The sequence below is a fragment of the Actinokineospora sp. UTMC 2448 genome (assembly GCF_024760565.1).
GTDB classification, from domain to species: Bacteria; Actinomycetota; Actinomycetes; order Mycobacteriales; family Pseudonocardiaceae; genus Actinokineospora; species Actinokineospora fastidiosa.
In genome coordinates, this window is record NZ_CP031087.1 from 6,279,996 (window position 1) to 6,300,695 (window position 20,700).

Below are 20,700 nucleotides of genomic sequence, written 5' to 3' on the forward strand. Positions count from 1 at the left end.
ACGGCCTCCGCGACTACGGGTACGGCTTCTCGCCCTTCGCCAGCATCGTTACGTACTTCTCGATTCGGCGCGTTCGGGTCTCGGGCTTCTTGGCGTCCTGGATTTGGTACAGGATCGCGTAGCGGTTGCGTCGGTCCAGCGTCTCGAAGGACGCCGCGGCGGTCGGGTTGGCGGCCAGGGCGGCGGCGAGGTCTTCCGGGACCGTGGCGGTCTTCGCGCTGTCGTAGGCGGCATCCCAGCGGCCGTCTGCCTTGGCGCGGTCGATCTCGGCCTGTCCCGGCGGACGCATTCGGCCCTGCTCGATCAGGGCGGCCACCTTGTCCCGGTTGACCTTGGACCACTTGCTGTTCGGCCTGCGCGGGGTGAACCGCTGGAGCCACCACTGGTCGTCGAACCTGGCTTTCTGGCCGTCGATCCAGCCGTAGCAGAGTGCCACGTCGAGCGCCTGGGTGTAGTCCAGCGCGGCGATTCCCGGGCCCTTCTTGCGCAGCTTGAGCCAGATGCCGGGCGAGACGGCGTGGTTCTCGCCGAGCCATTCCTCGAATGTCTCGGCGGACTCGAACGTGACGGTCTCCAGTTCCTGGGGCACGCCTGCAGTGAACCACGCCCAGCCGACAACCATGACGCATCCGGGGCACGGTTAGCCGTACCCGGTCGGCATCCTGCGTCCGAGGCGCCAGCCACCAAGACGCCGGAAAGCCGCCCCACCCCGGAGGGCGGAGCGGCTTCCGGCGATCAGGGCTAGCGGGTGGCCTTGTACTTCTTCAGGCCCCACAGCTGCAGCACCGCGAACAGACCCACAACCAGGGCCTGGGCGATGGTCCACAGGGTGCCGATGGTGTTGGCCCCCATGATGCCGAACGCCGCCACCACGATGCTGCCGACGGCCCACAGGATGTTGACGTCGGCGACCACGGTGGTGCCCGTGGTGGAGGGGTTCGCGGAGATGGCCAGGGCGCCCACCCCGAGGCCGAAGGCCGTCAGGAAGGCGCCGATGTAGACCAGGGCGGTGGCGTCGACGCCGAGCAGGGATGCCGCCCAGGACGAGAACGCCAGGTAGATGAGGCCGTTGCCGGTGGTTACTACGGCGTCCAGCGCGAGGAACCGACGGAGCAGGGTCGCCGCGGACGTGGCCGGGGCGGGGGTGTCGGTCAGTCGCGAGGAGCCGTGCGCGGTCGTGGTCACGACGATTCTCCTATCAGAGTGGTTCCGTCCCAGGGTCTCGAACCTCGGACGAGAAAGCCATTGCCTATCAGGGTGAAACAGTGTTCTGTCAGCACACTGTCAGTGAACTGTCAGCGGCGGAGCACGGCCTGGGTCTGGGTCGTCTGGGCGACCAGCGCGCCCGTGTCGTCCAGCAGGTCGGTCTGGCAGACGATGAACTGGGCGCCGACGTGCATGGGTCGCGACACCGCGGTCACGACGCCGCCGCGCACGGCGCGCAGGAAGTTGGTCTTGGACTCCACCGTCGTGGTGGCGGCGCCCGGGGGCAGGTTGAGGTACGCCAGGACGCCTCCCACGGTGTCGGCCAGGCCCATCAGCGCGCCCCCGTGCATCGCCGACATGACGGTGCAGCGTTCCGGGGACCAGTCCAGCTCGCCCCTGACCTCGGCGGCGGTGGCCTCGACCAGCCGGACGCCGAGCAGCCGCGCGAACGGCAGCTGGGCCAGGATGAGCTCGGCGGGTGAGCTGACGGCGGTCATACCAGCGCCATCCGCCGCTGCAGGTGGCGCGTGAGGTCCGCGGTCACGGCGACCGCGTGCTCGGGGGTGTCGATGTAGAAGTGGTCGCCGGTGAACTCGCTGTTGCCCAGGAACTCCGGGGTCCGGGTGCGCCAGGACTCCATCGCGCCGGGGTACATCAGCGGGTCGGACTTGCCGCTGTAGCTCACCAGGGGGACCCCGCAGTCGGCGGCGTCGTCGACGTAGGTCGAGACCACCGCCAGGTCCGCCCGCAGCGCCGGGATGATCCGGGCCATGACCGCGGGGTCGCCGTAGACCTCGGCCGGGAACGACCCCAGCGTCTGCATCCACTCGATGAGGTCGGGCTCGGGCATCTGGCTCTGCTCGTAGGTCGACTGCTGGAAGCCCTCCGGCGCCCAGCCCGACGCCCCCACCAGCAGCGGCGGGCGCTCGCCGTCGCGGTGGATGTTCACCGCGACCCGGTACGCCAGCTGCGCGCCGAGGCAGTGCCCGAACATCGCGTACGGGCGGTCGTCGAGCTCGTCGAGCAGCGCGTCGTACAGCGCGTCGACCAGCGGCTCGATCTCGGTGAACGCCTCCTCGGCGAAGCGCCGCTCGCGGCCGGGGGCGCACACGATGTGCTGGGCGATGTCGCCGGGCAGCAGCGAGCCCCAGTTGCGGTAGATGGTGCCGCCGCTGCCCGCGTGCGGCAGCAGGAACAGCCGCAGCGGCGCGTCCGGGTTGCCCGCCGCGGTCTCGAACCAGCTCGCGCTCATGCCTGGCCTCCCAGCCTGCGGACGGCGGGCAGGACGGCCGCGGCGAGCTGCTCCAGCTGGTCGCCCGGGTCCAGCGAGCCGATGCGGATGATGATGTGCCGCGCGCCCGCCCGGACGTAGCCAGCGAGCCACTCCGCGCAGTCGTCGGCGCTGCCGTAGCCGTACGCCTGGAAGGTCGACATGACCTCCAGCGAGCGGCCGTAGTAGCCCTGCAGGTAGTCCTCCAGGGCCTGCTTGGCCTTGCCCGCGTCCGGGTTGATGTTCACGGTCGCGTACAGGGCGGGCGTGATGGTCCGCCCGTCGGCCTGCTCCTGGATCCGCTCCCACGCCGCGGAGTACGCCGACGCCGAGGGCAGGAACGGCAGCCAGCCGTCGTACAGCCGCGCCACCCTGGCCAGCACCTTCGGGGTGTCGCTGCTGGCCAGCCACACCGGCGGCCCGCCCTTGGTGGCGGGCGCGGCGAGGCGGTCGAGACCGTCCTGCCGCCACAACCTGCCCTCGTGCGACGTCCCGCCCGACCAGGTCGTCTTCCAGTACCGGACGGTCTCGTCCAGCCGCCCGACCCGGCCGCTGAACGGCACGCCGACGCTGGTGAACTCGTCCTCGCTCTCCGGCATCGGGAAGCCCGCGCCGAGGCCGAGGACGAGCCTGCCGCCGCCGGAGGCGTGGTCGAGCGAGGTCGCCATGTTGGCCCCGAGCAGCGGGTGCCGCAGGGACGCGGTCAGCGCGGCGGTGCCCAGCCCGATCGTGGAGGTGACCGCGGCGGCCGCGGACAGCACGACGAACGGGTCGAGGCGGGTGCGCGCGGTCAGCGAGTCGCCGGTCCACAGCGAGTCGTAGCCCAGGTTCTCGGCGCGCCGGGCGAAGTCCAGCAGCGGGGCGACCGAGAAGTCGTTGAGGATCGCCATCTCGCGGGTCGGCAGCAGCGCGCCGATCCGCACGGCCGGGGTCGTCATCGGGATGCCCTTTCGGTCATGCGCTCCTCGCGCAGCACGCGGCGCAGGATCTTCCCGGACGGGTTGCGCGGCACGGAGTCCGGGAACTCCCACTCGGTGGGGATCTTGTAGTCGGCGATGCGGCCGGACAGGTACACCATCAGCTCGCGCGCGGTCGCGGTCTCCCCGGGCCGCAGCACGACGCAGGCGTGCACGGCCTCGCCCCACAGCGGGTGCGGCAGGCCGATCACCGCGGAGTCCTGCACGGCGGGGTGCCCGGCCAGCGCCCGCTCGATCTCGGCCGGGTAGATGTTCTGCCCGCCCTGGATGATCGTGTCGTTGATCCGGTCGCAGAGGTAGACGTAGCCGTTCTCGTCGAGATAACCGGCGTCGCCCATGTGCAGCCAGTCGCCGACCAGCGTCTTGGCCGTGGCCTCCGGCAGGTTCCAGTACCCGAGCATGTGCGCGGGCGTCCTGATGCACACCTGCCCGATCTCCCCGGGCGGCAGCTCGTTGCCAGCCGGGTCGATCACCTTGAGCTCGTGGCCGGGGCAGGCCTTGCCAGCGGCCTTGAGCAGCGGGCTGCCCGGCACGTGGTCCTCCGGCGGCAGGCACACCGCGCAGGTGCCGGTCTCGGTGGCGGCGTAGATCTGGGCGAACTCGCAGCCCATCATGTCGATCAGCCGCTCGAGCAGCTCCGAGGAGATCGGCGCGGCGCCGTAGGCGACCTTGCGCAGGGACCGGAAGGTCTCGCGGGTGACGCCGCGCTCCTCGATCATCATCTGCAGCATGGCGGGCGCGGCGAACGTCGTGGTGACGCCGACGCGCTCGATCAGCTTGACGGCCTCCTCGCTGATGAACATGCGCATGACCACGTTGGTCGCGCCCGCGTTGAAGCCGTGCATGAACCAGCCCATGCCCGCGATCCCGAAGCCGGGCAGCGAGATCAGGCTGCGGTCGCTCGGCAGCCAGTCCAACCAGGACACCCCGGCCCCGGCCTGCGCGGCGGGGAGGGTGAAGAACGCCCGGTTGGCCAGCACGACGCCCTTGGGGAAGCCGGTGGTGCCGCTGGTGTAGATCTGCAGGATGGCGTCGTCCGGACCCGTCGCGGCGGCCAGGTCGGCGGCGGACGCGTCGCCCTTCCAGTCCTGGAACCCCGCGCCGCGCGCGACGGCGTCCATCTCCACGATCGTCGGCACCGCGATCTTCTCCGCGATGGCCAGGAACTCCCGCTCGACGAACAGCAGCGCCGCGCCGGAGTCGCGCAGGATGTGGTCGACCTCGTCGGCGGTGAGCCGCCAGTTGACCGGGACCAGCACGACCCCCGCCTTGGCGCAGCCGAGGGCGATCTCGTAGTAGTGCTCGGACTCCAGGCCGAGGTAGGCGACCCGGTCGCCGACGCCGAGCCCGGCGGCGAGCAGCCGGTGCGCGGTGCGGTTGGACTCGCGGTGCAGCTGGTCGTAGGTGACGACCCGGTCCTCGCAGAGGATCGCGGGGTGCTCGCCACGCTCGGCGGCGTGCCGGGCCGACGTCGCCGTCAGCGTCCAGTTCTCTCTCATCGGTGCTCCCTCACGCGGCCACGACGGACGCTGTCATGCACTGGTTCACGAACTCGGCGAGCCGGGTCGGCGTCGGGTGGTCGAAGGTGACCCCGGACGGCAGCGCCACGCCGGTCGCGTTCTCGACGGAGTTCTTCAGGTCGACCGAGGCCAGCGAGTCCATGCCGAGCCGGACGAACTCGGTGTTCGGGTCGACGTCGGCGAGGTCGTCGATGTGCAGGATGCGGGCCACGGTCGTGCGGATGTGCTCCCGCAGGGTCGCGATCCGGTCCTCGGTGGACATCGCCGCCAGCGCGATGACGTCGAGCCCGCCCGCGTCCTCGACCCGGGTGTGCAGCTCGGAGTACAGGCCGCTGGCGACCGGCTTGGCCGAGGTGAACCGGGCCCAGTCGACCTCGCCCGCGGCGACCTGCGGCCATGGCCTGCGCAGCAGCACGGCCAGCGCCCGCAGCGCCTTCTCCGGGGTGAAGTAGAAGACGCCCTCGTGCTCCAGGGCCTTGACGTGCAGGTCGGACAGCCGCGCGGACATGCCGACCTCCGACCACGGGCCCCAGTTCACCGCGAGCGCGGGCAGCCCCCGGGCGGCGCGGTAGTGGCAGAGCTGGTCGAGGAAAGCGTTTGCGGCGGCGTAGTTGGACTGCGACATCCCGCCGACCACGGACGCCGCCGACGAGTACGCGACGAAGAAGTCCAGGTCGAGCCCGGCGGTGGCTTCGTGGAGCAGCCAGGAGCCGTAGACCTTCGGGCCGAACAGCCCGTCGATGGACTCCCAGGTCTGCGCCGCGATCGGCGCGTCGGCCAAGCCGCCCGCCGCGTGCACGACGCCCGCGAGCGGGTGCTCCCCGCCCGCGACCTCGCCCACGATGCGGGCCACGTCGGCCGGGTCGCTCAGGTCGCCCTTGAGCACCCGCACCCGCGCCCTGGCCTGCAGCCGCTCCCAGATCCCTGCGGCGTCGGCTGCCGGGGTGCCGCGACGGCCGACGAGCGCGATGTGCCGCGCGCCGAGGTCGACCAGCTTCTCGGCCGTCACCAGGCCCAGCGCGCCCAGACCGCCGGTGATGAGGTAGGTCCGGTCGGGGCGGACGGGCGTCTCGCGCACGTCCGGCTCCAGGTCGGGGCGGTAGGGCCGCAGCCGCTTCACGAACCGCTCGCCGTCGCGGTAGGCGACCTGGAAGTCTCCGGTGTCGACGGCCGCAACCTCGGCGAACACGGACTCCAGCCGGTCGGTGTCGACCAGCGTCGGCCGGTAGGACGGGTACTCGTTGAGCAGCACCTGCGCGAAGCCCCACAGCGTCGACGCGACCGGCAGCCCGGCGTCGTCCCCGGGGAGCGTCTGTCCATCGCGGGTCACGAGCCAGAGGCGCTGGCCTCGGCCGAAGTTGGCGTCGGCCAGGGTCTTGAGCGTGTCCAGCAGGCGGGTGAAGTTGTGCTCGTTCTCCGCGCGCAGGCGTTCCACGCCGGTGCCGGGCACGGGCTGCCAGCAGAAGACGACGTCGGTCGGGTTGTCGTCCAGAGAGGACACCACCGGCGCCGACTCGGGCGCCTCCGCGCCCAGGAGCAGCACGCGGCGCTCGGCCGCGGCGGGCTCGGCGGCCATCGGGACCCAGTGCATGCGGTGCAGGAAGTCCCTCGGGCCCTCGGCGTCGACCTGGCGCAGGCCGACGCCCTCCAACGACGCGACGACCCGCGCACCTTCAAAGACCAGGACGTCGATCACCAGGTCCTCGTCCACCTGGACCGCGGGCGAGCGGCGGATCACGGCGCGCAGCTCCGCCGCGCGCGGCTTCTTCGCCAGCACGACCCGCGAGACCCGCACCGGGCGGTACGCGGCGTCGGGCAGCACGGCCTTCCACACGTCGTCGAGCAGGGACGCGGGCAGGTACTCGGCGGGCTCGGCGACCGGCAGCGTGGCCTCGGCCATGCCGTCGGACAGCTCGATGCCCGCCAGCGCGGGCTCGCCGCCGATGACGGCCGTGGCCAGCACCGACTCCCCCGCGAAGACCTCGACCCGCGCGCCGCAGTTGGCCGGGTGGACGACGGTGCGCAGGTCGAGCAGCTCGTCGTCGGCGACCGCGGGCGGCTCGAACAGCCGCACGCCGCTCACCGCCCGGGACGTCTCGCCGAACACCTTGTCCTGCACCGCGCACAGCAGGTCCAGCACCGCGCCCACCGGGAACGCGGGCACCGAGGACCGGAACTCGTTCGCGGCCACCTCCGCGCCGAGCAGCGGGTGCCCGCCGGAGCGGGCGACGAGCGCGCCCTTGCCCTCGGGCAGCCAGTAGCGCTTGCGGTCGAAGGCGTAGGTCGGCAGCGTCAGCGGGGTCGCGGGGACGCCGTGGAAGGCTGCCCAGTCGACCGGGAGGCCCGCGGTGTAGAGCTGGGCGACGGACTTGCGGATCGTGGCGCCCTCGGGGTCCTTGGCGTGCACGCTGGTCAGCCAGCGGTGCTCGTCGGCGTCGACGCACTTCTTCGCCAGGCCCGACAGCTGCGCCGACGGCCCGACTTCGATGAACACGTGCTTGCCGCGCCGCTCCAGCGCGGCCATGCCCGCGGCGAAGTTCACCGCCTCGCCGATGTGGCGCACCCAGTAGTCCGGCTTGGAGATCTGGCCGAAGCGGGCGACCTTGCCGGTCAGGTTGGAGATCAGCGTCAGCTTGGGCTCGTGGAAGGCGATGTCGGCGAAGACCGCGCGGAACTCGTCGAACACCTCGGCCATCAGCGGCGAGTGGAAGGCGTGCGAGACCGCGAGCGCCTTGGCCTTGACGCCGCGCTCCTCCAGGGCCGCGACGACCTCGGCCAGCGAGTCCGCCCCGCCCGACACCACGCACTGCGACGGCGCGTTGTAGGCGGCCATCGCCAGGTCGGCGTAGCCCTCCAGCAGCGGCTCCACGTCCGACGCGGGCGCGGTCACCGCGACCATCCCGCCCGGCGCGCTCACCGACTGCATGAGCCGCCCGCGGGCCGCGACCAGCTTGACCGCGTCGGGCAGGGTGAACAGGCCCGCGACCGTGGCCGCGACGACCTCGCCGATGCTGTGGCCGATCAGCGCGGTGGGCCGCGCGCCCCAGGAGATCCACAGCTGGGCCAGCGCGTACTCCAGGGTGAACAGCGACGCCTGGGTGTAGCGGGTCTGGTCGATCACGCCGTCCTCGGCGTCACCGAGCAGCAGCGCGCGCACCGAGCGGCCGAGCAGCGGCGCGAACAGCGCGTCGATCTCGTCCACGGTCGCGGCGAACAGCGGGTAGTCGCGGTACAGCGTCGCGCCCATGCCCAGGTACTGCGAGCCCTGCCCGGTGAACAGGAACGCCAGCTTGCGCGCCTCCGGCACCGACACATCGCCCTGGCGCTCCAGGAACGCGTCGAGCCCGCGGGCGTCGCGGACGAGCCCGGCGACCCGCAGCGGGAAGTGCGCGCGGCCGGTCGTGGCCGTGCGGGCCAGCTCGGCGATGTCGACGTCCGGGTGCTCGGCCAGGTACTCGCGGTACCGGGCGATCTGCCCGGCCAGCGACCGCCGGTTCTTGGCCGACAGCGCGAAGACCGTCCCGGCCTCCGGCATCGGCTCGACGGCGCGCACGGGAGCGGGCGGGGCCTGCTCGATGACCGCGGCGGAGATCGTGCCGCCGAAGCCGAAGCTGTTGACCAGCGCGCGCTTGACCTCGGCGGTCCACGGGCGGCACTCGGTCGGGATCTCCACCGGGTAGCTCGACCACGGGATGCGGCCGGACAGCGTCGTCAGGTTCAGGTGCGGGAAGATCGTGGACTCGCGCATCTGCAGCACGGTCTTGATCACGCCGACCACGCCAGCGACCGGCTCCATGTGGCCGAGGTTCGTCTTCACCGAGCCGACCGGGATCGGCGCCGCGCTCGTGTGCGAGTCGCGGAAGACGTCGGCGATGGCGCCCATCTCGATCGGGTCGCCCAGCGGGGTGCCGGTGCCGTGCGCCTCGACGTAGGAGATGTCCTTGGGCTCCAGCGCGGCCGCGGCGATCGCCGCGCGCATGACCTTCTCCTGCGCGGGCCCGTTCGGCACGGTCAGGCCCGCGCTGTCGCCGTCCTGGCCGACGGCGGACCCGCGGATCAGCGCGAGCACGGTGTCGCCGTCGCGGCGGGCGTCGGAGAGGCGCTTGAGGACCAGCATCCCGCAGCCCTCGGCGCGGGCGTAGCCGTCGGCGGCCTCGTCGAAGGTCTTGCACCGGCCGTCGGGGGCCAGCATGTTCGCCGCGGAGAAGATCACCTGCGTGCGCGGGTGGTGCAGCGCGTTGACCCCGCCCGCCAGGGCGATCTCGCACTCCCCCGAGCGCAGTCCCTTGACCGCCAGGTGGATCGCGGTCAGGCCGGACGCGCACGCGGTGTCGACCGTCATGCAGGGGCCGTGCCAGCCCAGGAAGTACGACAGCCGCCCGGACAGCGGGAAGAACGTGACGCCGGAGGCCAGGTGCCCGTCGAGCTCGGCGGGGGCCAGCTGGTCCATCTCGAAGGCGTAGTCGATCGAGCTGGCCCCGACGTAGACCCCGCCGGTGCCCTTGCGCAGCGGGGTGGGGTCGATGTTGGCGTGTTCGAGCGCCTCCCAGGACGTCTCCAGCAGCAGCCGCTGCTGGGGGTCCATGTACTGGGCCTCTTTCGGCGAGATGTTGAAGAACGGCGCGTCGAACTGGTCCAGCCGCTCCAGGTAGCCGCCGTTCTCCGCGCGGATCCTGCCCGGCTCGGACTCGCCGGTCGGGGCGTAGGTGTCGAAGTCCCAGCGGTCGCGGGGCAGCGGTCCGATGCCGGAGCGCCCCTCCCGCAGGAACTCGGCGAACTCGGCTGGGGTGCGGGTCTCGCCGGGGAAGCGCAGCCCGATGCCGACGATCGCGATCGGCTCGTACTTCTCCAGCATCAGCTCGCGGATGGTCGCCTGCTGACGCGCGACGGTGGCGCGCAGGTCCGGCTCAGTCATGGTTAGTCCCTTACGCCCGGTAGAGGTCCTGGAGCAGGTCGTCGACGAGCGCCTTGTCGGACGCGCTCACCCCGGACGCGGCGGCCGAGTGGCTCGCGGCCGCCGGGAACACCTCGACCAGCACGTCGGACATCAGGTACGCGACCAGCTCGCGCACGGTGGGCCGGTTGAACAGCGCGTTGGCGCTGATCTCGCAGTCCAGCGCGGCCTCGAGGCGGCGCTTGATGTCGGTGATGCGTAAGGAGGTCAAACCGAGTTCGAAGAACGCTTTGTCCAGCGGCAGCGTCTCGGTCTCGTCCATCAGCATCGCCGCGCGGAACTCGGCGACGACGGTCGCCTCCAGGGCGTCGGCGCGTTCCGAGGCGGGGAGCGCGAGCAGCGCCTCGACGGTGGGTGCGGTCATGGCGGCCTCCGGGAGGGAAAAGTGGTCCGGCGCGCGGTTCATGTCGCGGCAATCCAACAATGGAGTCCTGATCGGACCCTGAAACACAGCTGACGGGGGCCGCGCGCTCGAGGCGCACGACCCCCGTCGGGGCACGGGGTCAGGCGGCCGCGATGGCCAGCACCGCGTTCTGCCCGCCGAACCCGAAGGAGTTGCTCAGCACGATGCCCTTCGGCACCGGCCTCGGCTCGAAGGCCACGTCGATGTCGATGCGCGGGTCGAGCCTGCTGGTGTTCGCCGTGGGCGGCGCCAGCCCGTTCTCCAGGGCGAGCACCGAGAACACGGCCTCGGCCGCGCCCGCGGCGCCCATCATGTGCCCGGTGACGCCCTTGGTCGAGCTCACGACCGGCCGGTTCGGCAGCACCCTGGCGAGCACCTGCGCCTCGACCAGGTCGTTGAGCGGCGTGGACGTGCCGTGCGCGTTGACGTGCACGACATCGCGCGCCGACGCGCCCGCCTCGGCCAGCGCCGCCTGGATCGCGGCCTGGACGCCGACCCCGCCGGGGTCGGGCGAGGTGACGTGGTGGGCGTCGGCGGTGGCGCCGTAGCCCAGCACCCTGCCCCGGACGCGCCTGCCCGCCGCCACGGCGTCGGGCACCCGCTCCAGCACCATCATCCCCGCGCCCTCCGCGCCGACGAACCCGTCGCGGTCGATGTCGAACGGGCGGGACGCGAGCCCGGCCTCCTCCCGTTTGGACAGCGCGCCCATGCGGGCGAAACCGGCCATGGTCACCGGGTTGAGCAGGGCCTCGGTGCCACCGGCGAGCACGATGTCGCAGCGGTCCATGACCAGCAGGTCGCGGGCGATGCCGATGGCGGTGGCCCCGGACGCGCAGGCCGTGGCCACCACCATGTTCGGCCCTCGCGCGCCGAACTCCATCGCCACCTGGCCCGCGGCCATGTTGGACAGGTGCATCGGCAGCAGCAGCGGCGAGACCCAGGCCGGGTTCTCCTCGAGGAGGACCCTGTGGTTGGCCTCGAACGTCTCCGCCCCACCGCCCGCGCTGCCGATGACCACCCCGACCCGGGCGCCGTCCCACGTCTCGGTGTCGAGCCCGGCGTCGGCGACCGCCTCGTGCGCGGCCACGAGGGCCAGCTGGACGAACCGGTCCAGCCGGTGGGCCTTGCGCCCGCCCAGCCGCTCGGCGGGGTCGAAGCCCGGCACCCGGCAGGAGATCGACACCGGGTTGTCGGCCAGGACGGGGTCGTGCGCCGCGCGGGACCGGCCCGACAGCACGGCCGCCCAGCTGGGCTCGACCCCGATCCCGCCGGGGGTGACCAGGCCGAGCCCGGTCACCGCGACGTCGTCGGGGCCTGCCATCAGACCGTCACGCTCCCGGCGCGCTGCTCCATCAGGGCGACGATCTCGCCGACGGTGTCCAGCTCCATCAGCTCGTCGTCGCTGATCTTGAGGCCCAGCTCCTTCTCCAGCACCAGCGACAGCTCGACGACGGCCAGCGAGTCCAGCTCGATGTCCTCCTTGGTGGCCTCGGCGACGATCTGGTCCCCGCTGATCTTGAGCTTGTCGACCAGGATGTTCTTCAGGGTCTCGAACACGGCGTTCTCCTTACCTGTGGTGGGGATCTCCTCCGGCGGGACGCCGGTTCAGGCTGAGACGGCGACGCTGCCGGACAGCCAGTCGGTGGGCAGGCCCATGAAGCTCATGCGGGCCTCGGCCATCTCGTCGGTCCACCGCTCGGCGGCGTCGTAGCGCTCCTCGGGCGTGGTGTCGAGCATCCGCACGCCGGGCCACAGCTCGTAGTCGGCGACGAGGTCGGCGTGGCGGAGCATGCCCTCCTGGAACAGCTCCTCGCGGTGGATGACGTACTCGCGGTCGGGCACCTCGTTCCACAGCTGCCGCCCGGCCTCCAGGATCTCCAGCAGCCGGGGGCGGTACTCGGGGGTGCGGACCAGGTGGTCGCGCAGGATCGTCGAGCCGACCACCAGGTGGCGGATCTCGTCGATGGAGGTGCCCCGGGAGATCTCGCCCGCCGCGGGGTCCAGCACGCCCCACTTGCGCTCGCTGAGCTCGGCGGCCGGGGCGAGCACGCCCTCGATGACGATGGTGAACACCGCGACGCCGCCGTAGAAGTCCTTGCGGTCGCGCACGATGTCCAGCGCGTACTCCTCCACCGGCGCGAGCACCCTGCGGCGGTAGTCCGCGGTCATCTCCTCGATCTCGGCGAACAGCCGGTCGCGGGGCACGCCCATCGACACCAGGTGCTCGCGGAAGACGCGGGCGTGGCGGGCCTCGTCGATGAGCTGGGTGGCGAAGAACTCCATCTCCGGGATGCCCGGGGCGTTGGCCACGTAGTACGACAGGACCCGGGTGGCCAGCTCCTCCGACAGGGCGCGGAAGCCGAACTCCAGCACCAGCGCCTCGCGCAGCGGGTGGCCGGGCTGGCGCATGTAGTCCGGGACGAGCGCGTCCGGGGCGTGCCCGGTGGCGCCGCGCCCGGCCAGGGTGCCCTGGGCGACGTCGGTGAACCAGTAGGCGAGGTTGCAGTGCTCCGCGGTGAGGACGAGTTCCTTGGCGCCGTCCAGCAGGCTGGGCGCGCTGTCGAAGTCGGCCTCGGGCGCGATCGTGTTGGTCATGCTCTCAGCTCCCGGTGAGCGCGGGTTCCGGCTTGGCGGGCGCGGCTGCGTGCTCCGGCCCCTTCTGGTCGATGCCCAGCTCGTCCAGCATGCGCTGGTAGGCGGGCTGGGCGACGGGCTCGAACGGCAGGCCCAGCGGCTTCATGAAGTTGCCGAAGATGCCGCGGTCGCCGAACAGGTGGAACGGGATGATCAGCAGTGCCCACTCCGGACCGATGGTGAGGCACCACACGAGGATGACCGCGCCCTGCGTGATCATCGAGTGCATCACGTTGTACAGGACGTGGTACACCTTCGGGATGGGCCCGCCGTTCGCCTTCTTGTAGGCGATGGCGCCGGGCAGGTAGCCGATCAGGTCGATGTAGAAGAACAGCGCGACGGCGACCCACCAGCGCACCTCCGCGATGTTCCAGACGAGCAGCCCGGTGACGACCGCCAGGCCGAACAGGTACTCCGCGCGGTGGGCCTTGAACGTGTTGGGCGTCTCGTAGGGGTTGAGCTGGTCCATTGTGGACTCCCGAGGTGCTACTGGCCGGGCGTTGCCGCGGCGACGGGGGTGAGCGCGAGGCCGCCTGCGAAGCTGACCTCGGGGAAGGAGCCGTCGATGGCCCAGGCCACCGTCTCCCGGATGACCCGCTCGGCGATCGGGTCGAGGATGCCCTCCATGGAGGGGATGCCGAAGTCGAAGTCGCCGTCGAAGCGCACGCGCGTGTCGGCGCCGTCCTGGGTGAACCGCCAGACGCCCTCGAACACGTCGAAGTCGCCGTCCTCCTGCGCGAACTCGACGGTCAGCGCGGCGAGGTCGATCGTCTCGTTCTCCGTCCAGCGCAGGATGCCGCTGCGGAAGTACAGCTCCCAGCTGGAGGACGCCGCGGTCTCCGGCAGGGTCTTGTGCACCTCGGTGGCCCGCACGTGCGGGGCGAGGTCGGGGTAGCGGTCGAACCGGATCAGCGCGCGCAGCACGTCCTCGGCCGTGGCGTTCCGGACGGTGGCTTCCAGGTCTACGTGTCGCATTACTTGCCCTCCGGCGTGTGTGAGTCCGGCCTGTGGGAGTCCGGCATGGTGGCCGAGTTGGTGATGAGGTCGCGGGTGGCCTGGTCCCACGCCGAGAGCAGGGTCTGCACCTCGACGTCGGTGAGGATCGCGGGCGGGGTGAACCGCACGACCGCGCTGCCGGTCATCGAGTGGTTGGCCACGACGCCGTTGTTGAACAGCTCGGTCAGCAGCTCGCCTGCCAGGCCCGGCTCGACGAGCTCGACGCCGATCAGCAGGCCCTGGCCGCGCACGTCCTTCACCAGGTGGCCGATGTTGCGGTAGGCGATGTCGGCGATCCTGGGCAGCAGCTGGGTGCCCAGCTCCATGGCCCTGGTGACCAGCCGCTCCTCCTGCAGCGCCCGGATGGACCCCTTGACGGCGGCCATCAGCACGGGCATGGCCGCGAACGTCCCGGTGTGGACGAACGGGTCCTTGTCGAAGGGCTTGAACGCCTTGCGGGTGGCCACGGCCGCCGACACCGGCATGACGCCGCCGCCGATGCCCTTGCCGGTGAGCAGGACGTCCGGGGTGATCTCCTCCAGGTCGGCGCCCCACCACTCGCCGAGGCGGCCCATGCCGGTCTGCACCTCGTCGAGGATGAGGAACCCGCCGTACTCGCGGACCAGGGACTCGACCTGGCGCAGGTAGCCAGCGGGCGGCAGGATCACGCCCGCCTCGCCCTGCACCGGCTCCAGGATCACCGCGGTCTCGCCCGGGTGCGCCTTGAGCTCGGCCTCCAGCGCGTCGGAGTCGCCGAAGGGGATGTGCGTGAAGTCGGGGATGAGCGGGCGGAACGGGCGCTGGTAGACCTCCTTGGCGGTGGCCGACAGCGCGCCGAGCGACTTGCCGTGGTAGCCGTTGACCATCGACACGGTGTGCTTGAACCCGTTGGCCCTGGCCAGCTTGAGCCCGGTCTCCACGGCCTCGGCGCCGGAGAGCGAGAAGTGCACGCGCTCCAGGCCCTTGGGCACGACCGAGCACAGCATCTCGGCGGCCTCGGCCGCGGTCGGCTCCAGCAGGATGCGGGTGCCCATCGGGTTGGCGGCGAGCTGGCGCTGCACCTCCTCCAGCACGATGGGGTGGCGGGCGCCGAGGATGAACACCCCGTAGCCGCCGCAGTTGAGGAAGCGCTCGCCGTCGGTGGTGGTCATCCACGCGCCGTCGGAGTGCGCCTCGACGTGGCAGCCGAACAGCTCGGCCAGGGTGGCCCGGCCGCGGCTGAGGTGCCTGCGGTAGAGGTCGAGCACGTGCTGCTCGGCCGCGCCGTGGTCGGCGACCGGCGCGTGGGTGGTGTGGCCCTTCGCCATCGCGGTCATCGCGGCCCCCTCAGCCCAGCACCAGCGGCTCGCCGCCGAGGTAGGCGATGAGCGACTCGGCGACCGAGGCCCGCGACGGCGGGTGGAAGGCCAGCGGGCGCACGCCGGAGGCCAGCCGGGCGCTGTCGGCCGAGGTGATGAAGTCCAGCCCGCCCAGCAGCTCCAGCGCGGTCGCGGTGGACTCGGCGATGAGCTGCTGCGCGCCGTAGCGGGCGATGAGCGCGTTGGCGACGGCCTCCTCGCCGTCGACCCCGTCGAGGACCGCGCGGGCGGCGCCCTCCAGCAGCGCGTAGGCCGACTCGACCCGGATGGCGAGCTGGACCTGGTCCTGCGCGCCGCCGCGCTTGCGCTCCAGCACCTTCTCCACCAGCGCGCCCGCCGCGCCGACGTACCCGGCCGAGATCAGCAGCTCGAACCAGACGAACCCGGCCAGCTGCAGCGCCTGCATGCGCTCGGGGTCCTCGTCGGTGGTGCGGATCACCAGGTCCTCGGTGATGAACACGTCGGTGAGCCTGACCTCCTCGCTCTCCGCGGCGGCCAGCACGTCGTTGCCCCAGAACGGGTGCGTCGTGATGCCGGGGCTGTCGGCGGGGATCAGCGCCATCGCCAGCTCGGGCTCGCCGGTCGGGCCGGTCACCGCGATGCTGGCGGTCAGGATGTCCATCGACCCGGACAGGCTGCACGGCTTCTTGCTGCCGTTGAGCACATAGCCGCCGTCGACGCGCTCGGCCTTCACCGCGGGGGCGAGGATGTTCTGCTCGGTGCGGCCCTCGGCCCAGCCCGACGCCATGATCCTGCGGTCCGGCACGACCGACTTGAGCACGTCGATCTGCGCGCCGGTCAGCCTGCCCTCGGTGGGCGCGAGGGCGTACAGGGTGGCCGCGGTGAAGTGGTGCATGGTGGCCGCGGCCGCAAGCGACGGCGACAGCGAGCCCAGCGCGCGCATGACCTGCACGGCCTGCACGAGGTCGGCGCCAGCGCCGCCGTGCTCGCGCGGGACGAGCAGCCCGACGCCCTCGTGGGCGCGGAACAGCTCGATCACCGGGCTGCCGGGCTTCTCCCGCTCGGCCCAGGTCAGCTCCTTGAGCGCGCCGACAAGGCCGGGGTGGAACTGCTCGCACACCGCGCGAGCGGCTTCGAGGGTACGCATCTTGTCCTCAGACCTCCGGGATCAGGCACCGTCGAAGACGGCTTGGCGCGGGCGGATACCGGTCGCGACGCTCACGCCCTGCACGTGCGAGGTCTTGAGCATCGGGTAGTTGGCCTCGCCGTAGACGCCGCCGGTCAGACCGGTGCCGCCGTGGCTGGGCAGGTACGGCAGGAAGCCGATGTGCGAGTCGTTGACCTTGAGCAGGCCGCCGTTGACGATCCGCTGCACGAACTGGTCGATGACCTCGTCGGACCGGGCCCACAGCGAGTTGCGCAGGCCGTAGTCGTTGGTGTTGACGAACTCGATGAACGCGTCCAGCAGCTCCGGGTCGGTGGAGGCGTCGGGGACGATGACCGGCAGGAGCGGGAAGAAGGTCTCGTGCTTGACCATGTCCATCTCGCGGGAGGTGTCCAGGCCGTTGACCCGCAGCACGGTCGGCTGCAGGAACACGCCGGTCTCCGACGGGGTGCCGTCGACCTCCATCCGGCCGCCGCCGGAGATCAGCTCGGCGCCGCGCTCGATCGCCTGGCGCTGCAGGGCGAAGAACTTCTCCGCGCGGCGCACCGGCGAGAGCAGCACGTCCTCCTGGTCGGGGTAGCCGGGCTTGACGTCGACGATCTGCGCCTTGATGCGGGCGATCAGCTCGTCGGCGACCTCCGGGTGCACGACGACGCAGTTGGGCACCATGCAGATCTGGCCGGAGCCGTAGAAGCACTCCAGGATCGCCTCGGTGGCCGCGTCGAGGTCGGCGTCCTTCCAGACCACGATGGAGTCGTTGCCCGCCAGCTCCAGGATCGGCTTCTTGCCGTTGGCGATGCAGCGCTCCTGCAGCTTGAGGCCCTCCTCGGAGCCGCCGACGAAGAAGATGTCGTCGACCAGCGGGCTCTCGACCCAGCGGTCGGTGGTCTGCTTCGGGTTGCTGCACAGCGCGTTCAGCACGCCGGGCGGGGCGCCGACCTCCTCGAGCAGCGGGGCGATCAGCTCGCGGCAGAGGTACATCGTGGACAGCGGGATGCTGCGCGGCGCGCGCACGACGACGGCGTTGCCCGCCATCAGCGGCAGCACGGCCAGCGCGGCGGACGGGCCTGCGGCGTTCTGCGGCGGGTTGAAGCACACCACGCCGTCGGGCTGGCGGCGCACGATCAGCCTGCGGTTGCCGTGGTTGAACTCCTTGTGCATCTGCTCGGCGTACCACTCCACGGACTCGCGGCCGTAGAGCTGGTAGAGGCAGCTCAGCTCCCAGCGGGCGAGCTTGACCGGGTGCGACTCGGCGACCAGCAGCTCGAGGAACTCGTCCTGGTTGGCCAGCAGCGTCTCGCGGAACAGCTCGCCGAGGCGCAGGCGGCGCTCCAGCGGCACCCTGGCCCACTCCTTGGCGGCCTCCGCGGCGGCCTGCAGCGACTCGTCGATGTGCGCGGTGGTGGCCACGGCGCAGCGGCCGACGACGTAGCGGTGCCGCGACGCGGCGTCGTCGGGGTCCTTCTCCAGCGCGCGCTTGAGGCTGATGCTGGTGAACACGTCTTCCAGCAGGGAAGCGGCGCTGGTGGTGTAGACCCAGCCGTCACCCGGGACGTCCTTGCCGCCGATGAACAGGTCGTAGCTGCGCAGCGGGGTTTCCCGCGCGGCGTCGGCCGTCCCCCCGGACAACTGGGTGGGATCTCCCTCAAAAAGCATCATCGCATGCCCTTCCCGACAATCAGCGGGGTCTGTGACGATTCCCGGCGACGATTCCCGGCGCGTTCGCCTCGCGCCACGCGATCGACTCTCGCAGGACCGTCTGACCGGCTCCTGACACCGCAGTGATGACGAACGGTCAGCTCAGGGCGGCACGCAGCCAGGACCGCAGTCCCGCGCCGGTCAGCGATTCCAGTTCCACATCGGCCGATTCCGCGCTGCCGCCGCTTTCCCGGAATTTCGCGCGGATCAGCGAGCGGTGCTCCGCGCGCGTTTCGGGCCCGGCCGCGCCGCGCGGAATCGCGCGCTCGCTCGTCAGCGTCTCGCCGGTGTGGAGCCGGACGGTGACGCGGGCCGGGGTGGCCTTGGTCGCGTGCCGGAAGTCACGCTGCCCGCCCTCGGGCGCGGTCAGGCCGAACCTGCGCAGCCACGGCTCGGCGTCGCGGCCCGCCATGCGCAGCGCCGCGCCGAAGGGGGCGTCGGACGCCAGCAGCTCGCGGGTCATCGCCTTGTCCTCGCGCAGGCGCACCTTCTTGGCCAGCGACCACCGCGCCGGGTCCTCTGTGGCCGGACGCTCCAGGTCCGCCGCGGTGAGGTGTCCGGTGAGGAGCGCCGTGGCGACCGGGTAGGCGACGTCCAGGACGAGCGCGCCCAGCGGGGTGTCCGGGCCGTCGGCGTACCGGTCGGCGGTGTGCTGGGCCATGAGCGTGTAGGCCGACGCCTCGACGGTCACCTCGGCGATGTCGTTGTCGGCGAGCGGGGCCAGCTCCGCGGCGGCGTCCACGGCAGCGTCGATGCCCGGGCCGCCGGGGTGCAGCTTGAACGACAGCGTCTCGGTGTGCCACTGCTCGCCGAGGGCGTGGTCGATCTGGCCGGGCAGCGGGACCTCGGCGAAGCGGGCGAGGAACCCGTCCGGGTGCTCCATCAGGTCGTGGGCGCCGGTCAGGCCCGCGTGGGCGGCGTCGCAGGCGTCCAGGGCGGTGCGGACGGGCACCATCGTGCAGAGCAGGCGGGCGTCGCTGGCCAGGAACGCGCGCAGCAGCGGCCAGTTCGGCATCGCGAAGGCGAGCGCGAGCGCGTCGGTCCAGCGCTCGGCGTCGGCGTCCTCGGTTGTGAGCCTGCCCGCGACCGCGCCCGCGAGGTGGGTGTGCATCGCGCTCTGCCCGCGCAGCGGGCCCAGGGTCGCCGCCGCGGTGATGCGGGCCGCGCACTCGTTGGCGACGACCACCGCGGTGATGAGGTCCGCGCCGTCGCGGGCGTAGGCCAGGGGGACGGCGACGGTCGAGTTGGAGAGGTGGCCCGCGTACGCGGTGTCGTCCAGGTTGAGCCAGGAGCCCAGCGCGGCCAGGACGCACGCGGCGGCCTTGCGGTCGGGCTGGGTCGGGCCGCCGAATGCGGCCGTCAGCCGAGCCGCGGTCGGATGGCGCGCTCCCGCGCGGATGGCCGCGACCTGGGAGAGCACCTGGCTGGCCGCGTACTCGCGGACCCGGGTCGGGATGTCCTCGGGCCGGACCCCGGCCGCCCACCCGGCCAGAGCGCGCAGTCTGGTCACCAGGCCGGGCCAGCCGCGATCGCCGGGTCCGCCCACACCGGCAGCGCCCCGGGCGCCACCCGCAGGGTCATGCTGGCCGCGGTGTCGGCGATCAGCTCGCCGTCGTGCTCGAAGACCAGCGTCTCGCCGTCGGTCCGCTCGACGCGGATGCGGCTGCCGCGTCCGTAGTAGACACCCGGCTCGCCGAGGTGCCCGCCGGAGCGGATGAGCTCGGGCACGCGCTCCGGCTCGACCTGGCCGCTGACGACGCAGACGTCGAGCAGGCCGTCGGTGAGCTCCGACAGCGGCAGCAGCAGGTACTGGCCGCCGCGGTAGCGCCCGCCGCCGACGTTGGCCAGCACGGTGTCGCCCTCGAAGAGGACTTTGCCGTCGACGGTGACGCGGCCCGGGTAGGGCTTGTGCGCGGAGCAGGCGTCGGCGAGGGCCTTGGCATAGCGGGCGCGCCCGCTCAGCGGGGTGCGGCGGGCGTAGTCCAGGGCCTCGGCGACGACGCCGGAGCAGGCGCCCAGGCACACCGTCGCGCCGGTCTCGGCCAGCCGGGCGAGGTCCAGCCTGCGGCGCGCGGCCTGGCCGGTGAACACCGCCCGCACCGCCTCGGCCCAGGGCCGCTCGCCCCAGAGCATCCGGTAGACGGAGTTCCCGGTGCCGCCGGGGACGACCAGCAGGGTGGCCGTGCTCGTGCCCGCCATGCCCTCGACGACCTCGCGGACGGTGCCGTCGCCGCCGACCACGACCACCAGGTCCGGCGGCCTGCGCTCGGCCAGGGCGCGCTGCACGCTCTCGGTGGCGTCGCCCTTGGCGGTGGTGATGTGCAGCTCGGACTCGGCGTGCGCGGCGCACGCGTCGCGCACCGCGGCCAACAGCGGCCCGCGCGCGCTGCCCGCGGTCGGATTCGCGATCACCAGCACGTGGCCGGTGTCCGACAGTGGACCGCTCATGCGACTGCTCCCCGCGCGTGTGACCCGGCCGCCGGTCGGCGCCCGACACCGACGATCCCCAGTGGTTCTGACCAGCTGCTGATGGGCTCCTGACAGCGCCTTTCCCAGCT

The 20,700-nt window shown here is 72.1% G+C and carries 18 protein-coding genes; all 18 read right to left on the bottom strand.

What is annotated here, in order from left to right:
- Nucleotides 1–13 precede the first annotated feature (13 nt).
- A complete protein-coding gene (locus tag Actkin_RS28865) occupies nucleotides 14–589 on the bottom strand; it encodes a YdeI/OmpD-associated family protein (protein ID WP_229786682.1) in 576 nt (191 codons plus the stop codon).
- Between the two features lie 152 nt (nucleotides 590–741).
- Nucleotides 742–1,185: a hypothetical protein gene (locus Actkin_RS28870; protein WP_258904986.1), complete on the bottom strand. Its 444-nt coding sequence runs from the start codon at nucleotides 1,183–1,185 to the stop codon at nucleotides 742–744.
- Between the two features lie 110 nt (nucleotides 1,186–1,295).
- Complete coding sequence (locus Actkin_RS28875) at nucleotides 1,296–1,703, bottom strand: PaaI family thioesterase (protein ID WP_189209638.1); 408 nt, start codon at nucleotides 1,701–1,703, stop codon at nucleotides 1,296–1,298.
- Nucleotides 1,700–2,458 (bottom strand): thioesterase II family protein, encoded by a 759-nt coding sequence (locus Actkin_RS28880; protein ID WP_189209637.1) that lies wholly within the window; start codon nucleotides 2,456–2,458, stop codon nucleotides 1,700–1,702. Before Actkin_RS28880 ends, Actkin_RS28875 begins: the two co-directional genes overlap by 4 nt.
- Nucleotides 2,455–3,414, bottom strand: a complete 960-nt coding sequence (locus Actkin_RS28885) for an LLM class flavin-dependent oxidoreductase (protein ID WP_258904987.1) — start codon at nucleotides 3,412–3,414, stop codon at nucleotides 2,455–2,457. The genes Actkin_RS28880 and Actkin_RS28885 overlap by 4 nt, the downstream gene beginning before the upstream one ends.
- Nucleotides 3,411–4,952, bottom strand: coding sequence for a long-chain-fatty-acid--CoA ligase (locus Actkin_RS28890; RefSeq protein WP_258904988.1), 1,542 nt, complete (start codon nucleotides 4,950–4,952; stop codon nucleotides 3,411–3,413). Before Actkin_RS28890 ends, Actkin_RS28885 begins: the two co-directional genes overlap by 4 nt.
- Nucleotides 4,953–4,962: 10 nt before the next feature.
- Nucleotides 4,963–9,888, bottom strand: coding sequence for a type I polyketide synthase (locus Actkin_RS28895; RefSeq protein ID WP_258904989.1), 4,926 nt, complete (start codon nucleotides 9,886–9,888; stop codon nucleotides 4,963–4,965).
- 10 nt (nucleotides 9,889–9,898) lie between these two features.
- Nucleotides 9,899–10,291 carry an acyl carrier protein gene (locus Actkin_RS28900; protein WP_258904990.1) on the bottom strand — a complete coding sequence of 131 codons (393 nt, stop codon included), beginning with the start codon at nucleotides 10,289–10,291 and terminating at the stop codon, nucleotides 9,899–9,901.
- Between the two features lie 139 nt (nucleotides 10,292–10,430).
- Nucleotides 10,431–11,651, bottom strand: a complete 1,221-nt coding sequence (locus Actkin_RS28905) for a beta-ketoacyl-[acyl-carrier-protein] synthase family protein (RefSeq protein ID WP_189209632.1) — start codon at nucleotides 11,649–11,651, stop codon at nucleotides 10,431–10,433.
- Complete coding sequence (locus Actkin_RS28910; protein WP_189209631.1) at nucleotides 11,651–11,887, bottom strand: acyl carrier protein; 237 nt, start codon at nucleotides 11,885–11,887, stop codon at nucleotides 11,651–11,653. Before Actkin_RS28910 ends, Actkin_RS28905 begins: the two co-directional genes overlap by 1 nt.
- Before the next feature lie 48 nt (nucleotides 11,888–11,935).
- Entirely contained in the window at nucleotides 11,936–12,925 is a 990-nt protein-coding gene (locus Actkin_RS28915) for a VlmB-like protein (RefSeq protein ID WP_258904991.1), read from the bottom strand.
- Between the two features lie 4 nt (nucleotides 12,926–12,929).
- The gene (locus Actkin_RS28920; RefSeq protein WP_189209629.1) at nucleotides 12,930–13,433 is read right to left on the bottom strand and encodes a hypothetical protein; all 504 of its coding nucleotides are present in this window, start codon (nucleotides 13,431–13,433) and stop codon (nucleotides 12,930–12,932) included.
- 17 nt (nucleotides 13,434–13,450) lie between these two features.
- Nucleotides 13,451–13,939: a type II toxin-antitoxin system RatA family toxin gene (locus Actkin_RS28925; RefSeq protein ID WP_189209628.1), complete on the bottom strand. Its 489-nt coding sequence runs from the start codon at nucleotides 13,937–13,939 to the stop codon at nucleotides 13,451–13,453.
- Nucleotides 13,939–15,276: an aspartate aminotransferase family protein gene (locus Actkin_RS28930; protein WP_258904992.1), complete on the bottom strand. Its 1,338-nt coding sequence runs from the start codon at nucleotides 15,274–15,276 to the stop codon at nucleotides 13,939–13,941. Before Actkin_RS28930 ends, Actkin_RS28925 begins: the two co-directional genes overlap by 1 nt.
- A gap of 10 nt (nucleotides 15,277–15,286) precedes the next feature.
- On the bottom strand, nucleotides 15,287–16,426 hold the full coding sequence (locus Actkin_RS28935; RefSeq protein ID WP_189209627.1) for an acyl-CoA dehydrogenase family protein: 1,140 nt from the start codon (nucleotides 16,424–16,426) through the stop codon (nucleotides 15,287–15,289).
- Between the two features lie 21 nt (nucleotides 16,427–16,447).
- Complete coding sequence (locus tag Actkin_RS28940) at nucleotides 16,448–18,073, bottom strand: aldehyde dehydrogenase family protein (protein ID WP_258904993.1); 1,626 nt, start codon at nucleotides 18,071–18,073, stop codon at nucleotides 16,448–16,450.
- 166 nt (nucleotides 18,074–18,239) lie between these two features.
- Complete coding sequence (locus Actkin_RS28945) at nucleotides 18,240–19,652, bottom strand: MmgE/PrpD family protein (protein WP_258904994.1); 1,413 nt, start codon at nucleotides 19,650–19,652, stop codon at nucleotides 18,240–18,242.
- Complete coding sequence (locus tag Actkin_RS28950) at nucleotides 19,649–20,590, bottom strand: diacylglycerol/lipid kinase family protein (protein WP_189209625.1); 942 nt, start codon at nucleotides 20,588–20,590, stop codon at nucleotides 19,649–19,651. The genes Actkin_RS28945 and Actkin_RS28950 overlap by 4 nt, the downstream gene beginning before the upstream one ends.
- Between the last annotated feature and the right edge of the window lie 110 nt (nucleotides 20,591–20,700).